The organism is Tindallia californiensis, assembly GCF_900107405.1.
Classification (GTDB): domain Bacteria; phylum Bacillota; class Clostridia; order Peptostreptococcales; family Tindalliaceae; genus Tindallia; species Tindallia californiensis.
Map to the genome: position 1 here is coordinate 1 of NZ_FNPV01000008.1, position 16,237 is coordinate 16,237.

Here is a 16,237-nt window from a genome sequence, read left to right on the forward strand (position 1 = left end):
CACCTCCTTTCGCATAATCTGCAACTTCATCTCAAATTACTCATCAGTCAAGATAATCATGGAAATTCGTAACAGAAAACATTTTTCCCTTTTAAGGAGTTCCGCCTAATGTTTTCCAAATATCTTCAAACTGTTTCTGCAGCTGATCCCCAACGTTTGTCAGCATTCCTATCGCTACCACTGACACAAGTACTAAAATCAATCCATACTCTACCATCCCTTGACCTGATTCCTCTTTTAATAACCAATTCATCCTTTTACACCTCCTTTCGCATAATCTGCAACTTTATCATCTACTTCTTCAACAACCATAGGCATTCTTCTATTCTAAATAAACACTATGGCCGTCGACTAGAAAAATAATATCAAACTTTTCCTCATTCGTCTGGACAATTTTTGTCATTTTTGTTCACAATTTTTGTCGTGTTTTTGGACTTTTAAACACAGCAAGGACTTATGTCCTATGATTTGATGTATTTTTTTGAATTAAAATGAATTTCCCTTTCTATAGTATTTCTTTTCAGAACTTTCAGTGCTCTGCTGTGATAAAGCAAGGAAGCGATTAATAATAGGAGGTTCTCGTCATGTTTATTCACTATTTTTGCTGTATTTTGGCCTTTTTGTTTTTTTTTAGGCACTAAGACTTAGTGGTTTTCTAGGACTCTCAGAGTTCTCAGCTTGATAAACTCAGTTATTAAATATATATTTATTGAAACAGGAAGCTTCATAGCCATCCAAAATGTCTAGGACCACCTCAGCCCCTTCAATTGTGACATTTTTCAAAATTGTTGGTATGATAGTGATAATTTCGAAAATATGCTTTATTAAAGGAGTGTAACGTATGGAAACGATTGATATGATTATTCATTTTTCTTTAGAAGCCAGCTCTTTTATCGGTAAGTTAGTTTGGGGAACACCTTTTTTAATTTTAATGCTCGGAACTGGTTTTTATTTAACCCTTCGCTTAGGGTTTCTTCAGTTTACTCATATGGGTTTTGCATGGCGAAACACCTTCGGCAAAATGTTTCAAAAAAATCTCGACGGTGATAACAGCGGCTCCATCACTTCCTTCCAATCATTAACTTCCGCCATGGCCGCAACTATCGGAGTGGGAAATATCGCCGGTGTTGCAACCGCCATTGTCTTAGGTGGACCTGGAGCTGTTTTCTGGATGTGGGTGTCTGCTCTTCTCGGTATGGCAACCAAGTTTGGCGAAGCTACTTTAGGAGTAAAGTTTAGGAATATCAACTCTGACGGTTCTTATTCCGGCGGAGTAATGCAGTATATCGAAAACGGGATTGGAGCTCATTTCAAATGGTTAGCGGTTTTATATGCGCTATTCGCCGGATTAGCCGCCTTCGGTATAGGCAATATGGTGCAATCCAATACAGTGGCTGTAGCAATGGAAGAATTTGGTGTTTCTCCTAAAATTTCCGGACTTATTATTATGGGAATGGTGGGCCTAGTTACTCTCGGAGGGATTGTAAGAATTGCACGAACGGCAGAAATGGTAGTTCCAGCAATGTCTGTTTTATACCTTTCAGGTTCTTTCGCTATTCTGCTCTTAAATTACTCAGCTATTCCACAGGCTTTTCAAAGCATCTTCTATTACGCTTTTAACCCTTATGCCGCTGGCGCAGGCGGAGTCGGCGTTGCCGTTTCTCAGACTATCCGCTTCGGTGTTGCTCGAGGTGTATTTTCCAACGAAGCCGGACTGGGCGGATCTTCCATCGTTCATGCTCAGGCAAAAAATGTTCCTGTCGGACAAGGACTTTGGGGGTTATGGGAAGTGTTTGTTGATACTATGATTGTTTGTACTATGACCGCCTTGGTTATCCTGACAACAGGAGTCCTCGACTCTGGTCTTACTGGCGCAGAATTAACAGCCGCCGCTTTTCATCATAGTTTGCCAGGACCAGGTGGATATATCATATTGGTCTCCATTGTATTTTTTGCTTATACCACCATGCTTACCTGGTGCTATTATGGTGAAAAAAGTTGGGAATATTTATTCGGAAAGAGAATAGTGATTCCTTACCGAATTCTCTTTTTGCTCTTTTTATACATTGGTGCCAACTATGAATTACAAGCTGTCTGGAATTTTTCAGACACACTCAATGGTCTTATGATCGCCCCAAACTTGATTGCATTACTATTACTAGCCGGTGTCCTCGTTGTCGAAAAACAAGATTTTCTTAATAAGCATCTATAGGTAAAGCATTCTGTTCTCTAGCCATTATTGTTTTATGTATCAAAAAACTCCCCTGGTATCATCCTGAATAAAATTCAAGATGATACCAAGGGAGGTTCAAGTCCACATTGTATCAATTATATACCCGCTAAATTCAATGTCAACAGAACTATTGCCCTGTTTTTAAGGTTTTTTTAGATAAGAAGATTCCAAGGATTACCCAAAAAAGAATTCCTACTGCTACCCACAGATAATTTTGGATAAATCCTTGTTCCAGAATCCTCATGGCCATTGCAGGGGGTAAAATCAAAACAAAGGATTGGATCGCCCTAGGATAAATAGCGGTTGTCCAAAAACATCCACTTACCAGACAAATCAGCAGCACGCCAAAAGTAACACTCTCTCCCAGCTTTGAAGTAATTTTCATTCGTTCTGAAAAAAGGAACAATGCCGAAACAAAATACCCATAACCAGCAAAAATAAGTAAGGATATCCCTGCCTTGCCCCAATAAGAAAGGTTAAAAAACACATCCAATACAAAAAGTGTAACAAAGGCCATAAAAGCTTGTATCAGTGTATACAGGTGAAGCGTTGCCTGATAGGCAACTTTTTCAGTTCCTGTCACCATCATGATCCGTTGCCATGTACCAGCTTTCTTTTCATATTGAATAACCATCGGAAGGCTGGCGGCAAAAAAAGTCATCATCGCTACCAGCGCCCCATAAGGAGCTGCCAGTATGCCTCGGGGAGTATCTTCCATGCGGCCAGTCCCTTTCTCTTCTTCCCTCACTTGCAAAGGAATAGGCGGGCCATCTTCCCAGTAGGATTCTGCATGCTCTAATATTTCTTTCCGCAACGCTTCCTGGTCATCGATAGGCTGATGCTGTGCTTCGTACTCACGCAAAATCACCCCTGCCGCCCGATGATGACTGGCCATACGAATAACACCAGAGGCTATCAGCTCACCTACAGCATCAGCCCCTAAGGAACTGGCGGAGCGTAGCATTTCGATCTGTGGAATCTGTTCTTTGCGCATGGTTTCTTCAAAGGCTTCTGGCAAAATATAAGCACCTTCCACCTGATACCCTCGCACCAGGTCAATCGCCGTTTCACGGTCTGTTTCCACCAATCTTACCATGGATTCTTCCCGCATTAATCCTGTCAGAAATACAGATGCCTCGCTACCGTCTTCATCAACCCAGGCAATTGGAATAGCTCCTTCTTCCTGCGGTTGGTAGACAGCACCCATGACAAGGGACAGTAAAATTGGCAGTACCAGAATCATCACAAAAAAACCAGGTTGATAAAACAACCTGCTTCCAATGGCTTGCATTAGTTTTATCTTCATGAAGTATTCACCTCCTGATTTTTGCGAAAGATTCCGTTAGCCAAAACAATCATTCCTATGCCAGCAAGAAAAAAACCAGCTGTAATCTGCAACACCTGAGCAACCATCCCTAGTTGCATATGAAAGCTCGCTGTTAACATCCAGTAATGTGGCGTTATCCAGGAAAGTGGTTTAATAAAATCCGGCAAATAATGTAGAGGAATGAGTCCTCCTCCGACCAAGGCACTGATTAGCAGTAATCCTGTCAAACTGGTCTGATAGGTCTCCTCCTGTTGAATAACTACTCCCAACAACAAGCTGGCACTGCTAAGTAAGAAAAGAAACCCAACAAACAATAGGACATACCAAAGAAGCATCGATGGTTCTGTTTCTAACAAAAACCATAAAAGAGCTGATAATAAAGAGCTTTGAAGGATGGCGATAAAAAACACCCGCAAAAACTGAATTCCTAAATAATGATGGATCGGAATTCCACTCATTAGTATCCGTTGTGTGATGCCTGCAGATCTTTCCCGTAACCATTCCCGACTTTCTGAAATAGCCAGAAAAAGTAAAAACAGTACCAACATCGCTGTCCCATAATATTGAATAGGGCTAAAACCCCTCATGTCTTCCAGCACGAGAGGTTCTAGCAATTGGTTTCGTATCCGATATGCCCGAAAAGTGATTTCCTGCATCACCGGCATTATTTTTTCTTCTCGCTGTTCGCGGGTCAATCCGATTTTTTCGTAATAGTTCCAGACCGCATAAACCGCCGACTGCCCACCGGACACACTTTTCATTGAGTGCTCCATAATGGTTTTTACTAACTGACCTTCAAAAGGCTGCGATGGATCCAAGACTAAATGTAATTCTTTATTGCCTCCAGCTTCTAAGGTTTGAATCATTCCTTCCGGAACCAATACCAACGCCGCCGCCTGCCGCTCTTCCATCAGCGCATAGCCTTCCTCTTCCGTCTCTGCTAAGGTTATCGTTACCAACCTTGCCAACGCTTCATCTTCCAGAAGCTGTTGTTCTGTGATCTGCATAATCGTATGCTCGTCTTCATTCACCAGAACAACTTCAAAAGGATCCAACCACACACCGTCTTCAAAAAAACCAGCAAAACCAGCTCCCAGTAAAAACATCATCACAATGGGAAGAATCACAGCAGCAAACCACCATCTCGGTTGTTTCATTTTTTGTTTTAGGTGGAACAAGGAAAGGTCAATTACGTTACTCATCGCAAGCGCTCCCGATTAAAATGCAAACATCATTTGAAAAAATAATTGCATTAAGTCAATTGAATTTTCTTCTGTCAGTTCAGGTATTTCAATATCTAACGGCTCATTAATGCTAATGGCATCTACCTTGAATTGAATATTCATGCTTAGGTTTACGTCTTCCTCCGGCTCCATCACGATCATGCTATCTACTTCAGTTCGCAGAATCTGATAGTCGCTATCTAAATAAAAGCTTAAAGTTGTTTCGGAAGCTTCCTGATCCATCAGTGGCATTGCTTCTTCTATAAACATGTCGATATCTTCCCGCATTTCCTGAGTAACATAATCCATTTCTTCCTCAAACTCTTCACGGCTCATAGATTCAAGCTCGCCAACCATTCCGTACATAAAGTCTCTCATTTCTTCTGTTTCATAAAGATCTACCATCGCATTGGCCAAAGCAATGATTTCTTTTTCACCAATACTAATGGCAATATGAGTCAGCGAAACCTCTTCCCCATCAATACTTATCTCTTGTTTCCCAAGATTTTCCATGCTGTCATCATCAAAAGCACCTAATAACAGATCAAGTGCTACACGTGTCACTTCTTCCATTTCTTCATGATCCGGGAAAAAGGACATGGCTTGGCTTAACTCATCTTCCACTTCTCCAAAGTCTTCTCCCGTTAACATGCTCAGATCATCCATCAATTCATCCAGTCGAAGAACAATGTAACCATCCCTTAACATTGGCTCCTGCAAAGCCATCCCTAACATTGGTATCTGAGCAACAATCATTTCTTCTGTCATGATTAATTCAAAGTCAACATTCATTCCGGCTGCATAAGCTCTCGCTTTCATGGCCATTTTCGCCGCATCTAGATCACTTTGTATTCTCATATTAAGCCTTAGATCTTCCATTGCTCCCAACATCATTGCCGCATCTGGATCTATGCCGGCGACATCATCAACGGAAAAAGAAAGGTTAAGATCAAGCTCTGTTTCACTGGACACGACATCCAACTCTTTTTCAAAAGCTTTCTCTAGAGCTTCTCTGGGTGTTTCATCCGCCGGCGAACTACAACCCACCGTCACAACAAACATCATCATACAAAGAATCATACTGATCAGTTTTATATTCTTCATTTTCATTATTTTTCTCTCCTGTTCTATATACAATCTGCAAACATGGTTTTTAATTGTTCTTTTCCATTAGTGGAAACATCTTCTAAATTAATTTCCTGATGTTTACGACCATTTTTAAGCCAAATAACCCTTCCTCCTAAAGCTAACACTTCTTCAAAAGAATGAGCAACACACAGAATGGCAACACCCTCTTTAGATAAACCCCGTAAGAATTCAATGATTTGCATTGCTGTCGGCGCATCAATTCCAGCTGTCGGTTCGTCTAAGATCAGCAACTTTGGTCGATGCAATAAAGCCGCCGCCAAATGAGCTTTTCGTTTCATACCACCGGAACAATGTTTGATTTTAACATTCTCCTGACCATCCAGCTTTAACCATTGATAAAGTTTTTGCCTTTGTTCCTTCATTTCTTCTTTTGGAAGCTGATATAATTTCCCAAAGAGATCAAGGTTTTCTTCAATACTAAAATGGTCGTAAAGCGCAACCTCTTGAGCTACATAACCTATTCGTTTTCTTATTTGTGAAATAGGCATTGTTTCATTATCAAAATAGAGACGTTGTCCTTTTTCCGGTTTTTTCAATGTCGCAATGATCTCAAGAAGCGTTGTCTTCCCGGCGCCATTCAAGCCCATCAGACTAACCACCTCCCCACAACAAACACCAAAACTGATTTGATCAATAATCGAGTGTTTTCCATCATAGGAATAACTCACTTTTTTCAGTTCCAGCGCTTTCAATTTTTCACCTCCTTTCCTTTATTCAGGAGCTTTCCCAGGGCTTTTCAGACAAAATGTTCTTTTTTGTCGAATTTAAAAACGACAGCTTATTATATCATTTTCTTCTCCTTGGGTAACTAGTCCTATTAGTTTATTTTTAGCCTTCCTTTTCCCTCTTCTTTCCTCTTCGAAAACCAGGCTTGTTTAAGGCTTTCAATCCCTCTTTCAATTTCTCCTTCCGATAAAGATGCAAATCCAATCAATATTTTGGGCGAAGAAGCTGCACTGCTTTTCTTTTCTCCCATATCATATTGGCTCATTCCATACACTTTCACCCGAAGCTCTGCCGCCTTTTCCATCAACTCTTTTTCTGTCATTCCGTTGTGAACAGCCAAGACAAGATGCAGCCCTGCATCAGCACCCAGCAAGGTGATTTTATCGCCTAAGCTTTCCAGCCCTTTCATTAACACACTACGTTTTTTTTTGTATTTTGTTCTCATTCGATTTAAATGTTTTTCAAAATACCCTAATTCCATAAATTGTTCCATTATCTTTTGATCCAACAGCGGTACCGGACAAACCAAATAAGCTAATTTTTCATGATATTCCTTCAACAAATGTTCTGGTAAAATCATATAACTAATCCGCAAAGCCGGTGACATCGATTTTGAAAAGGATCCCATATAGATCACCTTTTCATTCATGTCTAAACCTTGTAACGCCGGTATGGTCATTCCCTTATACTTAAACTCGCTATCGTAATCATCTTCAATAATATACCGACCTTCTTGTTGAGCGGCCCAGCTCAACAAAGCGGACCGTCTTTTAATTGGCATAATCACACCGGTAGGAAATTGGTGAGATGGAGTAATGCAAAGAATATTCACTCCGGAACCTTCTAATTCTTTTGTATCGATGCCTTCTCTATCCACTTGTAAGGGGCAGAATTGTATCCTATGATTTTGAAACAGATTTGGCAGTCTTTCAGGACCTGGGTTTTCCATACCATACATGCTTTTCTCCGGTAAGATTTGAAATAGTATCTGGAATAAAAACTCTGTCCCTGAACTAACCACGATTTGTTCCGCCGTTGCGTTAATACCTCGCGAAAAGCGAAGATACGTAGCAATTGCCTTTCTAAGCCCCAGGTATCCTTTGGCTTCCACCCGGTTCAAAAAGGCTTCCCCATTTTCTTCTATGGCCAGCTTGCTGAGTTTCTTAAAGGCCGTAAAAGGATTGACTTCCCGATCTACTCCATAGTAGGAAAAATCGATCATTTGTGGCTGAATTTGTTTTTTACCCTCAGGCATTGCCGAAGATTCCATCTTCCAGTGAACCAAATGCTCAATTTTTTCAACATAAAAACCACTTTTTTCAACGGCATATATATACCCTTCTTCTAAAAGCTGTCCGTAAGCTGTTTGAATCGTATTTTGACTAATTCCCAACTGAGTAGCAAACTTTCGCTTTGAAGGCAGTTTTGAGTCTGCCTGCATTTTCCCTTCCAAAATATGCTGTCTCAGATATTCATACAATTGTTGATACAATGGTTTTTCCAGCGAAGCATCCAGCTTCAGCGAAGCCCAGTTCCCCTTCATTCTCAAAACTCCTCCGTCAACTACTCACTAGTTCTTTCCCTTTAGCCTATAGCCTAATTCAAATAAAGGCTTTTGTCAAAGTAAGCCTAAAAAAACCTTTTCTGATACCATCAAAACATTTTTTTCTGATACTTACTAAAGTATCAGAAATGCATTAAACTTAAAAGCGCAGAGACAATTACTGAAGGGAGTTCGATACAATGAGAAATTCAAAAGAATTTAATAAACAACTAGCCGAAACATTAAAAGGTGGCGTCATTATGGATGTTACCAACCGGGAACAGGCAAGAATTGCTGAAAAAGCCGGCGCTTGCGCTGTCATGGCCTTAGAACGGATTCCTGCTGACATCCGAGTAACCGGTGGCGTTTCCCGAATGAGCGATCCAGCAATGATTCAGGAAATCCAAGCCGTTGTTTCACTTCCCGTTATGGCAAAAGTTCGCATTGGTCATTTTGTTGAAGCGCAAATATTAGAAGCCATTCATATTGATATGATCGATGAAAGCGAAGTATTAACGCCTGCCGATCACCAGTTTCATATCGATAAAAACAGCTTTGAAGCCCCATTTGTATGCGGTGCTCGCAGCTTAGGAGAAGCTCTCAGACGAATTGCCGAAGGTGCTTCCATGATCCGTACCAAAGGAGAAGCCGGAACGGGTGATGTTTCTCAAGCAGTGCAGCATATGCGTAAAATTCAGCAGGAGATTAAGATGGTTACTCACTTAAGCCCCGATGAATTGTACGATATGGCCAAAACCATGCAAGTCTCTTACGAATTATTAAAAGCCGTTCATCAAAATGGCAAATTACCCGTTGTTAATTTTGCAGCAGGAGGGGTAGCCACTCCCGCCGACGCCGCCTTAATGATGCAGTTGGGAGCCGATGGTGTTTTTGTCGGTTCTGGCATCTTTAAATCTGGTGATCCGGAAAAACGAGCAGCCGCTATTGTTAATGCCGTAGCTTCTTATAAGGATGCGGCTGTACTGGCAAAACACTCTACGAAACTGGGCGAAGCCATGGTTGGTATTAATGTCACCGAGCTGGATGTAAAGATGGCCACTCGATAAAAGATGCCTATCTGATAAAAAACTTTCAACGATCTGTACTATAAGAAAGAGACTTCTCTCATTCATTGAGAGAAGTCTCTTTTATAGGCTTCACATATAACCTTTAGAGCAACCCCTTTAACTAAGTCGCTTTTTTGTTTGCAACTGTTTTTTCCAAGCATGCATTACTAAGGAGAGTCCGATAACGCCATAGGCCACAAATACCCGGAAATACTCCCCTAACTGAGCATCCCCAAATAGATTCCGACCAGCCAGCGGCGATACAATAAAAAGAGTGTGGAACAAGAAAGTTCCCAACAATGCATGGCTGATTTTTGCATTGGTAACAGAAGCACCACCGATTAGCAAGGCTGCAACAGAGTAAAGCCCTATCTGCTCATGACTTCCATAGGTACTGAAGGTTCCTAAATTCTGTAAAAAGATAATATGCCCCCAGGAGGCCAATGTGGTGGAAAGAATCATGGCCAATAAGCGTGTATTATCTGAGTGAATTCCGGAAACCTGTGCAATATGCCTATCCTGCCCAACAGTCCGGAAATCTTGTCCCAGCTTCGTTCGCACAAAATAAGAAGTAAATAAACAAAGTAACGCAATCAATACTACCGTCAAAACAGGTACTTTGATAAAGTTAATGTAAGAAACAGTGCTTCGGATATAAAAACTCCACCCAATTAACAAAGCTCCTACAGCGGCCGATAAGAGGTATTTTTTTGCCCCCGCTACCTGAGCAGATCCTGGTATTCCTTTGAGATACCGGTAAATTCCATGACCTATTGCCGCTATCCCCGCCATAATTGCTGTAACGGTAAAGGGCAAATACCATACATCATCAATGGCATACCGTAAACCGCCAGCTAAGTCAACGGTTGTTCGGAGACCAACACCAGAGCTGAGCACCAGCGTTTCATTCTCAAAAGGAATCACCGATCCTAGTAATAAGAGAAAGATAAATTGGTAAATTCCATTCGAGAAAAAGCCTAAGATCAAGCCGGTAATCATTTCCTGACCTTTCGTCCGATTAAACAATTTTCCCGTTAGGTATCCTAATAAAATCGCTAATGGGGTTGTTAACAGTACGGTAATAAAAATACCCTTCATTCCTGGAATTTCCCAGTGGGTTACCATAATAACAGCCGCTTGGGCACACATTGCCCCTAAAACAATCGCAAAGTTCAATCCCATCCCGGCCATAACCGGCAGTAACAGCGCCAATACTAAGAAACTGTTTCGAACCATACGGGTAATCACATCATCCAAAAGAAAAGAAAAGGTGAGCCCTGAATAATAAAAGCCAATCCAGCAGATAATCACAAATAGAATCGTCACCATATTTCCTACAATAAATTGCTTCACTTTCTGTGGCCCACTCTGTTCTGGTGGTGTCACGATTTTTTGATTTTCCATTACTCGCCACCTCCTATTTGAGTCAGAGCATAGAGGATGATGCCGTTACTGACGATAATTCGAGTGATTTCAGCTAAGCTGCCTAGTGACATCACTTTGTTCGCTACGGGAAGTGAAACGACTAACAAAGACTGAAACAAAAAGGTTCCAATAATAACATTGGAAATATTCGCTTTTTTAATAGAAGCTCCACCGATCAAAACAGCCGCCGTTGCCGCAAAGCCCATAAACATTGGTGCTTGATAGAGTTGAATAAACCCAAAACTCTGGCCATAAACAACAATGCCTACAGCCCCTAACACGGTTGATAAAACAGTTCCCACAATACGCATTTTGTTTTCATGAATTCCAGATGCTAGGGCAAATCTCGGATTATCACCAACGGCTTTCATCGAAATGCCGGTCTGACTCCTCAAAAATAGCCACATCAGAAAACAGCAGGCACCGAAAAAGAGCAGTAATCCTGTGGGAATGGTAATACCAAAGATATCAAAAGAAGCCCAATTGTTTAAGATTCTTTCGTAACGGCCCTGAAGTGTAATGGTTGTTCTAAGACCTGTGCCAATAGGCCAGCGCATGTCCTCACTTTTGAAGGGAAGTATCAGCCAGGCAATACTCATTAAAGAAACAATTGAAAAACCGGCATAAGTAGCAATGGTCATTTCCGAACCTTTTACCCGGTTTAACAACAGTCCATAAAGCACTCCCGCCACAATGGATAAAGGAATGGAAATAAAAACAGCTACAAAGAATGCCGTAAACCCGACCAAATCCATTTCGATGGCGATCAGTCCACCTAGCAGTCCGCAAACAATACCAATAGGAATTCCAAAGTTTAATCCAATGCCAGCCAAAATGCCAGGAACCATTGCCAGCACTAGTACACCATTCATACCTGTACGAACCAATGCATCGGATATCAGGTCCGTAATGGGTATATCCAGCATAATCGCCGAGATACATAGAAAAATCAAAAAGGCTATAATGATGACCCTTGGCAGCCCAAATCTGTCAATAAACTTTTTTACGTTACTCATCAACTTCCACCTCCTTGCTTTTTCACCTTATGATATTCTCCTGCCATCATCAGTCCAAAATCAACATCAGCAGCATTTGGCGGAAGAGTTCCTTCCACTTTTCCTTCATTCACAATAGCAATTCGGTGAGAAATAAGACGAAGTTCCGCTAACTCACTAGAAGTCATGATAATGGTCATTCCATGTTCCTGGTTAAGCTTTTTCAATGTGTCTAACACTAATTTCTTTGCACCTACATCAATTCCACGAGTAGGCTCTGAAACAAAGAGAACCTTTGGATTAAGCGTAAGGGCTCTCGCAATGCATACCTTTTGCTGATTACCTCCACTCAGCCGCTTTACCGGCTGTTCCGGTCCTGTACAACGAACATCCAGCTCTTCAATCATTTTTAAGGCATGTTCACGAATCGCTTTGCTATTTTTTTGTGAAAATGGCCCAAACTGATTCAAAAACTGTTGTTGAATTTTCATAGCTGTCACAACAATGTTCATTTCAATAGACGTATCCAACAACAAGCCAATGCCTCTCCGATCTTCCGATACAAAGGCAAGCCCCCGCTCCAAAGATTCCCAGGGATCAGTGAGCTTTATTGGTTTCCCATCTAGTATGATTTCTCCCTCTGTCTGGTAAAGTCCCATGATTCCATTGGCCAGACCAATTTTCCCCTGCCCGGCAAGACCACCTATCCCAAGAATTTCTCCTTCATAAATATCCAGGTCTACTCCTTTGATTTCTTCTCCCGGCATATCGACATAGACATTTCGAAGTGACATCTTAACCTTTTTCTCTCCTTGACTTTCCACCACATTCTGATCCATTTTGATCTCACGGCCTACCATCAAGTTAGCCATTTCCATCACATCGCTATCTTTTGTATCCTTCGTAACTACATGTTTCCCATCTCTCAATACTGTGATGCGATCTGAAATCTGCTTTACCTCGTCCAGGCGGTGAGTAATAAATAAAATAGCAATTCCTTCCGAAGCGATAAGCTGCATGGACTCTAGTAGTCTCTGTGCTTCATTTTCTGTCAATACAGCTGTAGGTTCGTCAAAAACCAGGACTTTTAGGTTTTTTTTGTCAATCTCTCTGGCAATCTCTACAAACTGCATGTAGCCTACCGGCAACCCTGCAATTCGAACCCACTCTTCAACGTTAAGACCCAGTTTATCAAGAGCTATACGAGCATCCTTATTCATCGCATCAAAGTTTAATACTTCCAGGCGCTTACTCATAAAACGGCTCACGATACTGGGATTAGTTATTTCTCGGTTCAACTTGATGTTCTCTGTAATAGAATATCCCGGAATCAACATAAATTCCTGATGAACCATCCCTATGCCTTTATGCATAGCTTCCACAGGCGATTTGATATTCACTTTTTCCCCATCTACCAGCACGTGCCCTTCAAAACCACCAGTGCTATGAATTACTGACATTCCAAACAAAATATTCATTAAGGTGGATTTCCCTGCTCCATTTTCACCCAGTACGGCATGGATTTCGCCAGGTTTTAGCTCAATGTTAATATTTTCCAAAACCCGTGTGCCATAATACTCTTTTCCAATGCCTTTCATTTCAAGAACGTATTCCGAATTTCTCAAAGAGCGTACCTCCCTATTAAACGAGTTTTGATCATATAAAAGTGTGCAAGGTAAACAACCTTGCACACAGTTTTTGTATACCATTCTCTCATTTTTTCATTTAGAAAATAATTGGTGCTCCTAAGTATAAGAAGAAATGATCGTATCCCTCATAATTAGACAATTCGATATCGCCACCAGCAATTTCGCTCATAATAGAAGTTAACACAGCCGCATCCGCTTTACCATCTGTATTGCCTTCCAGATATTCAATAGCATACTCAACGCCAGCTTCTACGTACATCATATTCACTGGTACCGACCAAGTTCCTACACGTCCTTGCATATCCGCTTCGGCACATTTGTTGCCTATTTCAGTAATGATATAATCCAAATCTCCCGCTTGCTCTTCTGATACTGAAATACCAAGGGCTGCCGGTAGTGCGTGGTAAGGAGATGGACAGCATTGCACTGGATATAAGGCACCATGCTCAACGGTCTGACGGATCATTGGCTCCATCATCGCACAGTTACTTCCAAAGAAAGCTGTGTTTTTTCCAAATTCTTCAATTTTTCTTGGCACATCTTCCATAATAAACTGTTGCGTTCCCGGAACACCAGCATCACCGGTTGGATCCGGAGCATCTTCTTCAATAAAAGTTAAGCCAATTCTTTCCGCTTCTTCTTTCATCAAATCACGTCTGGAAGCCAGCATTTCGTAAGACATATGCCTTGGGAAAGAATAGTGCACCAGCACTTCAGCGCCCATTTCCTGAGCTTGTTGCGCAATTTGAGGGCCTCTTGCTAAGTCATTGGTCTGAATGATAACATCCCCATAGTCCGCAATAACATCCGGATCTTCACCAGGTACCCCTAAGACAATCAGAATATCATCTCTGATTTCTCTTACCCGAGCAATGGCTGCCGCCGCTCCCGGAACAGCCTGTACCATTACAATGGCTTTTACATCAGGATCTGAAGCCATTGCCATCATATTAGTGATGGTCGTTTCCTGTTCCTGCATAAACCGATCTGGGTAGGTCGATAAAACAATCATATCACCATATTTATCTCTCATGTTTTCAGCTGCTCGGAATTCTTCTTCCCCTTGCGAAACTGTCCCTGTCATAATACCAATTTTGTAATTAGAAGACGTTTCTTCTACTGCATCAGCCGTTTCCCCGCCATCCTCCGCCGGTTCTGCCGCTGGCTCGGAACCACCACATCCAACAAGACTAAAAACCATCATCATTGCTAATAACAGTGCTAATGTCTTTCTCATTTACATTCCTCCCTTTATTATGGTTACCCCACGAACGTATTCATTCAGATATACACCTTATTATCTGTGCCACAAACAGATCCTTAACAGAGAATACATCGCTCTACAATCCCTATGAACCCCTCTTTTCTCTATTCCTCAGCACTGATGTATATCATATGTTAAACACGTCTCACTTACAATTTTACTTGAAATATTCAAAAATATCAAGCAATATTTTTATTCTGACAATTTTTATCGCATCAATGTTCTTTTTATTATACGAATTTCTGTTTTTGTTCTTTTTTGTTTGAATCATTTCATCATTTTCCGAAAATTGTTCACACTCTTAATGGTGTCCGCTTTATCAAATCCTCCTATACCAAGATTCCTCTTATTTTTGCTCCAGTTTCATATCACCATCCTTAATCCATCCCTTTTGCCACATGATTTTGTAGATGGTATAAGTCACCACCGCCGGAAGAAAAAAATGAAGAAGACCTATTTTCATCAGCACATCACCACTCATACCCATGGCTTCCACGGTTCCGAATTGCCCGACCAGTCCGCTGGTTCCCATGCCAGCGCCGGTAGGCACATTTTCCATGCGAAAAACCGTGGTCGAAAAGGGACCAATGATAGCTGAAGCAAAAGTAGGCGGCATCCATATAAGGGGATTGCGTACAATGTTGGGAATCTGTAGCATAGATGTTCCTAGTCCCTGAGATATTAAGCCCCCCATCCCGTTATCCTTATAGCCAGAAACAGCAAAACCGATCATCTGACAACAGCATCCTACGGTTGCTGCACCGGCTGCCATACCACTAAGTTCTAACATAATACAAAGAGCCGCACTGGAAATAGGAAGCGTTAATGTCATCCCCACAATTACGGCTACGAAAGCACCCATGGGTAAGGGATGAATTTCCGTAATCGCCATGATAAGGGCTCCTAACTGCACCATCAACCCTCCGATCACAGGTCCTATAAACATACCGCTTAATACACCTGTAATCATGGTAGTAACTGGTGTTACCACAATATCTACTCGAGTTTCTCCAGCAATCAATTTTCCAAATTCCGCTCCAACAACCGCTGCCACAAAACAACCCGCTGGGCCACCCATCTCATAACCAGCCATCCCTGTTACGGCTGACGTAAACAGTACCAACGGCGGTGCTTTCAAACCATAGGCAACAGCAACGCCAATAGCCGGTCCTGCCATGCTCATAGCAAGGCTACCCATTTCTTCCAGAATCATAATACCTAATTGTTCACCAAGTACGTTAAGAATTAAACCAACAATCAATGATGCAAACAAACCAAGCGCCATCGCTCCTAATGCTTCTATTCCATATCGTTTCAAGGAAAAAACAACCTGTTTTTTTGCTAAAAACGCTTTTACTTCCTTCATCTCTTGCCACCTCCATATTATTTGGTATTCCTGCCAAAACACTTTGTATCACTCATTAATAAGTATCTTACCAGACTCTCTATAGATTTTTCCTGTTTGTTAAAAAATAGACATCTTTTCTTGTCTTAAATCCTATCATTAGGACTTGACCTTTCTTCTCTCCCATGATATTCTAATAAAAATAATTGTTTATCCCTTTAATCTGGTCCCGTGAGGCTAGAAAGGCATTCCGCAATAGACATTACGACCTGTCTGCCTTTTTGTTCCCTC

The 16,237-nt window shown here is 41.5% G+C and carries 13 protein-coding genes; 2 read left to right on the top strand and 11 right to left on the bottom strand.

The genetic code is table 11. The annotated features are described in order from the left end of the window. Positions 1 to 91 precede the first annotated feature (91 nt). A complete protein-coding gene (locus tag BLV55_RS11150) occupies positions 92 to 253 on the bottom strand; it encodes a Flp family type IVb pilin (RefSeq protein WP_093314447.1) in 162 nt (53 codons plus the stop codon). A gap of 588 nt (positions 254 to 841) precedes the next feature. Here BLV55_RS11150 and BLV55_RS11155 point away from each other — a divergent pair. Beyond that, the gene (locus BLV55_RS11155) at positions 842 to 2,212 is read left to right on the top strand and encodes an alanine/glycine:cation symporter family protein (protein WP_242870112.1); all 1,371 of its coding nucleotides are present in this window, start codon (positions 842 to 844) and stop codon (positions 2,210 to 2,212) included. A 148-nt stretch (positions 2,213 to 2,360) separates the two neighbouring features. Here BLV55_RS11155 and BLV55_RS11160 read toward each other — a convergent pair whose 3' ends face one another. The 5 genes from BLV55_RS11160 to pdxR all read right to left on the bottom strand — a co-directional run bounded on the left by BLV55_RS11160 (position 2,361) and on the right by pdxR (position 8,201). Further along, a complete protein-coding gene (locus BLV55_RS11160; protein ID WP_093314449.1) occupies positions 2,361 to 3,539 on the bottom strand; it encodes an ABC transporter permease in 1,179 nt (392 codons plus the stop codon). After that, positions 3,536 to 4,762 carry an ABC transporter permease gene (locus tag BLV55_RS11165; RefSeq protein WP_093314451.1) on the bottom strand — a complete coding sequence of 409 codons (1,227 nt, stop codon included), beginning with the start codon at positions 4,760 to 4,762 and terminating at the stop codon, positions 3,536 to 3,538. Before BLV55_RS11165 ends, BLV55_RS11160 begins: the two co-directional genes overlap by 4 nt. A gap of 15 nt (positions 4,763 to 4,777) precedes the next feature. After that, positions 4,778 to 5,893 carry a hypothetical protein gene (locus BLV55_RS11170; RefSeq protein ID WP_093314453.1) on the bottom strand — a complete coding sequence of 372 codons (1,116 nt, stop codon included), beginning with the start codon at positions 5,891 to 5,893 and terminating at the stop codon, positions 4,778 to 4,780. 17 nt (positions 5,894 to 5,910) lie between these two features. Beyond that, positions 5,911 to 6,624: an ABC transporter ATP-binding protein gene (locus tag BLV55_RS11175; protein WP_093314455.1), complete on the bottom strand. Its 714-nt coding sequence runs from the start codon at positions 6,622 to 6,624 to the stop codon at positions 5,911 to 5,913. A gap of 125 nt (positions 6,625 to 6,749) precedes the next feature. After that, positions 6,750 to 8,201, bottom strand: a complete 1,452-nt coding sequence (gene pdxR, locus BLV55_RS11180; RefSeq protein ID WP_093314457.1) for a MocR-like pyridoxine biosynthesis transcription factor PdxR — start codon at positions 8,199 to 8,201, stop codon at positions 6,750 to 6,752. A 200-nt stretch (positions 8,202 to 8,401) separates the two neighbouring features. Here pdxR and pdxS point away from each other — a divergent pair, with 200 nt between their 5' ends. Then, a complete protein-coding gene (pdxS, locus tag BLV55_RS11185; protein WP_093314459.1) occupies positions 8,402 to 9,268 on the top strand; it encodes a pyridoxal 5'-phosphate synthase lyase subunit PdxS in 867 nt (288 codons plus the stop codon). 117 nt (positions 9,269 to 9,385) lie between these two features. On the opposite strand, the gene BLV55_RS11190 is transcribed toward pdxS, so the two are convergent. The 5 genes from BLV55_RS11190 to BLV55_RS11210 all read right to left on the bottom strand — a co-directional run bounded on the left by BLV55_RS11190 (position 9,386) and on the right by BLV55_RS11210 (position 15,967). Beyond that, on the bottom strand, positions 9,386 to 10,672 hold the full coding sequence (locus BLV55_RS11190) for an ABC transporter permease subunit (protein ID WP_093314461.1): 1,287 nt from the start codon (positions 10,670 to 10,672) through the stop codon (positions 9,386 to 9,388). Further along, positions 10,672 to 11,709: an ABC transporter permease subunit gene (locus BLV55_RS11195; RefSeq protein WP_093314463.1), complete on the bottom strand. Its 1,038-nt coding sequence runs from the start codon at positions 11,707 to 11,709 to the stop codon at positions 10,672 to 10,674. The genes BLV55_RS11190 and BLV55_RS11195 overlap by 1 nt, the downstream gene beginning before the upstream one ends. Then, positions 11,709 to 13,313: a sugar ABC transporter ATP-binding protein gene (locus BLV55_RS11200; protein ID WP_330386616.1), complete on the bottom strand. Its 1,605-nt coding sequence runs from the start codon at positions 13,311 to 13,313 to the stop codon at positions 11,709 to 11,711. Before BLV55_RS11200 ends, BLV55_RS11195 begins: the two co-directional genes overlap by 1 nt. 100 nt (positions 13,314 to 13,413) lie before the next feature. After that, complete coding sequence (locus BLV55_RS11205) at positions 13,414 to 14,574, bottom strand: DUF3798 domain-containing protein (protein ID WP_093314467.1); 1,161 nt, start codon at positions 14,572 to 14,574, stop codon at positions 13,414 to 13,416. A 373-nt stretch (positions 14,575 to 14,947) separates the two neighbouring features. After that, on the bottom strand, positions 14,948 to 15,967 hold the full coding sequence (locus tag BLV55_RS11210) for a PTS sugar transporter subunit IIC (protein WP_093314469.1): 1,020 nt from the start codon (positions 15,965 to 15,967) through the stop codon (positions 14,948 to 14,950). Positions 15,968 to 16,237 lie beyond the last annotated feature (270 nt).

Coding starts and splice junctions, on each gene's coding strand:
- BLV55_RS11150 (WP_093314447.1), bottom strand. CDS start 253: ATGAATTGGTTATTAAAAGAGGAATCAGGTCAAGGGATGGTAGAGTAT.
- BLV55_RS11155 (WP_242870112.1), top strand. CDS start 842: ATGGAAACGATTGATATGATTATTCATTTTTCTTTAGAAGCCAGCTCT.
- BLV55_RS11160 (WP_093314449.1), bottom strand. CDS start 3,539: ATGAAGATAAAACTAATGCAAGCCATTGGAAGCAGGTTGTTTTATCAA.
- BLV55_RS11165 (WP_093314451.1), bottom strand. CDS start 4,762: ATGAGTAACGTAATTGACCTTTCCTTGTTCCACCTAAAACAAAAAATG.
- BLV55_RS11170 (WP_093314453.1), bottom strand. CDS start 5,893: ATGAAAATGAAGAATATAAAACTGATCAGTATGATTCTTTGTATGATG.
- pdxR (WP_093314457.1), bottom strand. CDS start 8,201: ATGAAGGGGAACTGGGCTTCGCTGAAGCTGGATGCTTCGCTGGAAAAA.
- pdxS (WP_093314459.1), top strand. CDS start 8,402: ATGAGAAATTCAAAAGAATTTAATAAACAACTAGCCGAAACATTAAAA.
- BLV55_RS11190 (WP_093314461.1), bottom strand. CDS start 10,672: ATGGAAAATCAAAAAATCGTGACACCACCAGAACAGAGTGGGCCACAG.
- BLV55_RS11195 (WP_093314463.1), bottom strand. CDS start 11,709: ATGAGTAACGTAAAAAAGTTTATTGACAGATTTGGGCTGCCAAGGGTC.
- BLV55_RS11205 (WP_093314467.1), bottom strand. CDS start 14,574: ATGAGAAAGACATTAGCACTGTTATTAGCAATGATGATGGTTTTTAGT.
- BLV55_RS11210 (WP_093314469.1), bottom strand. CDS start 15,967: ATGAAGGAAGTAAAAGCGTTTTTAGCAAAAAAACAGGTTGTTTTTTCC.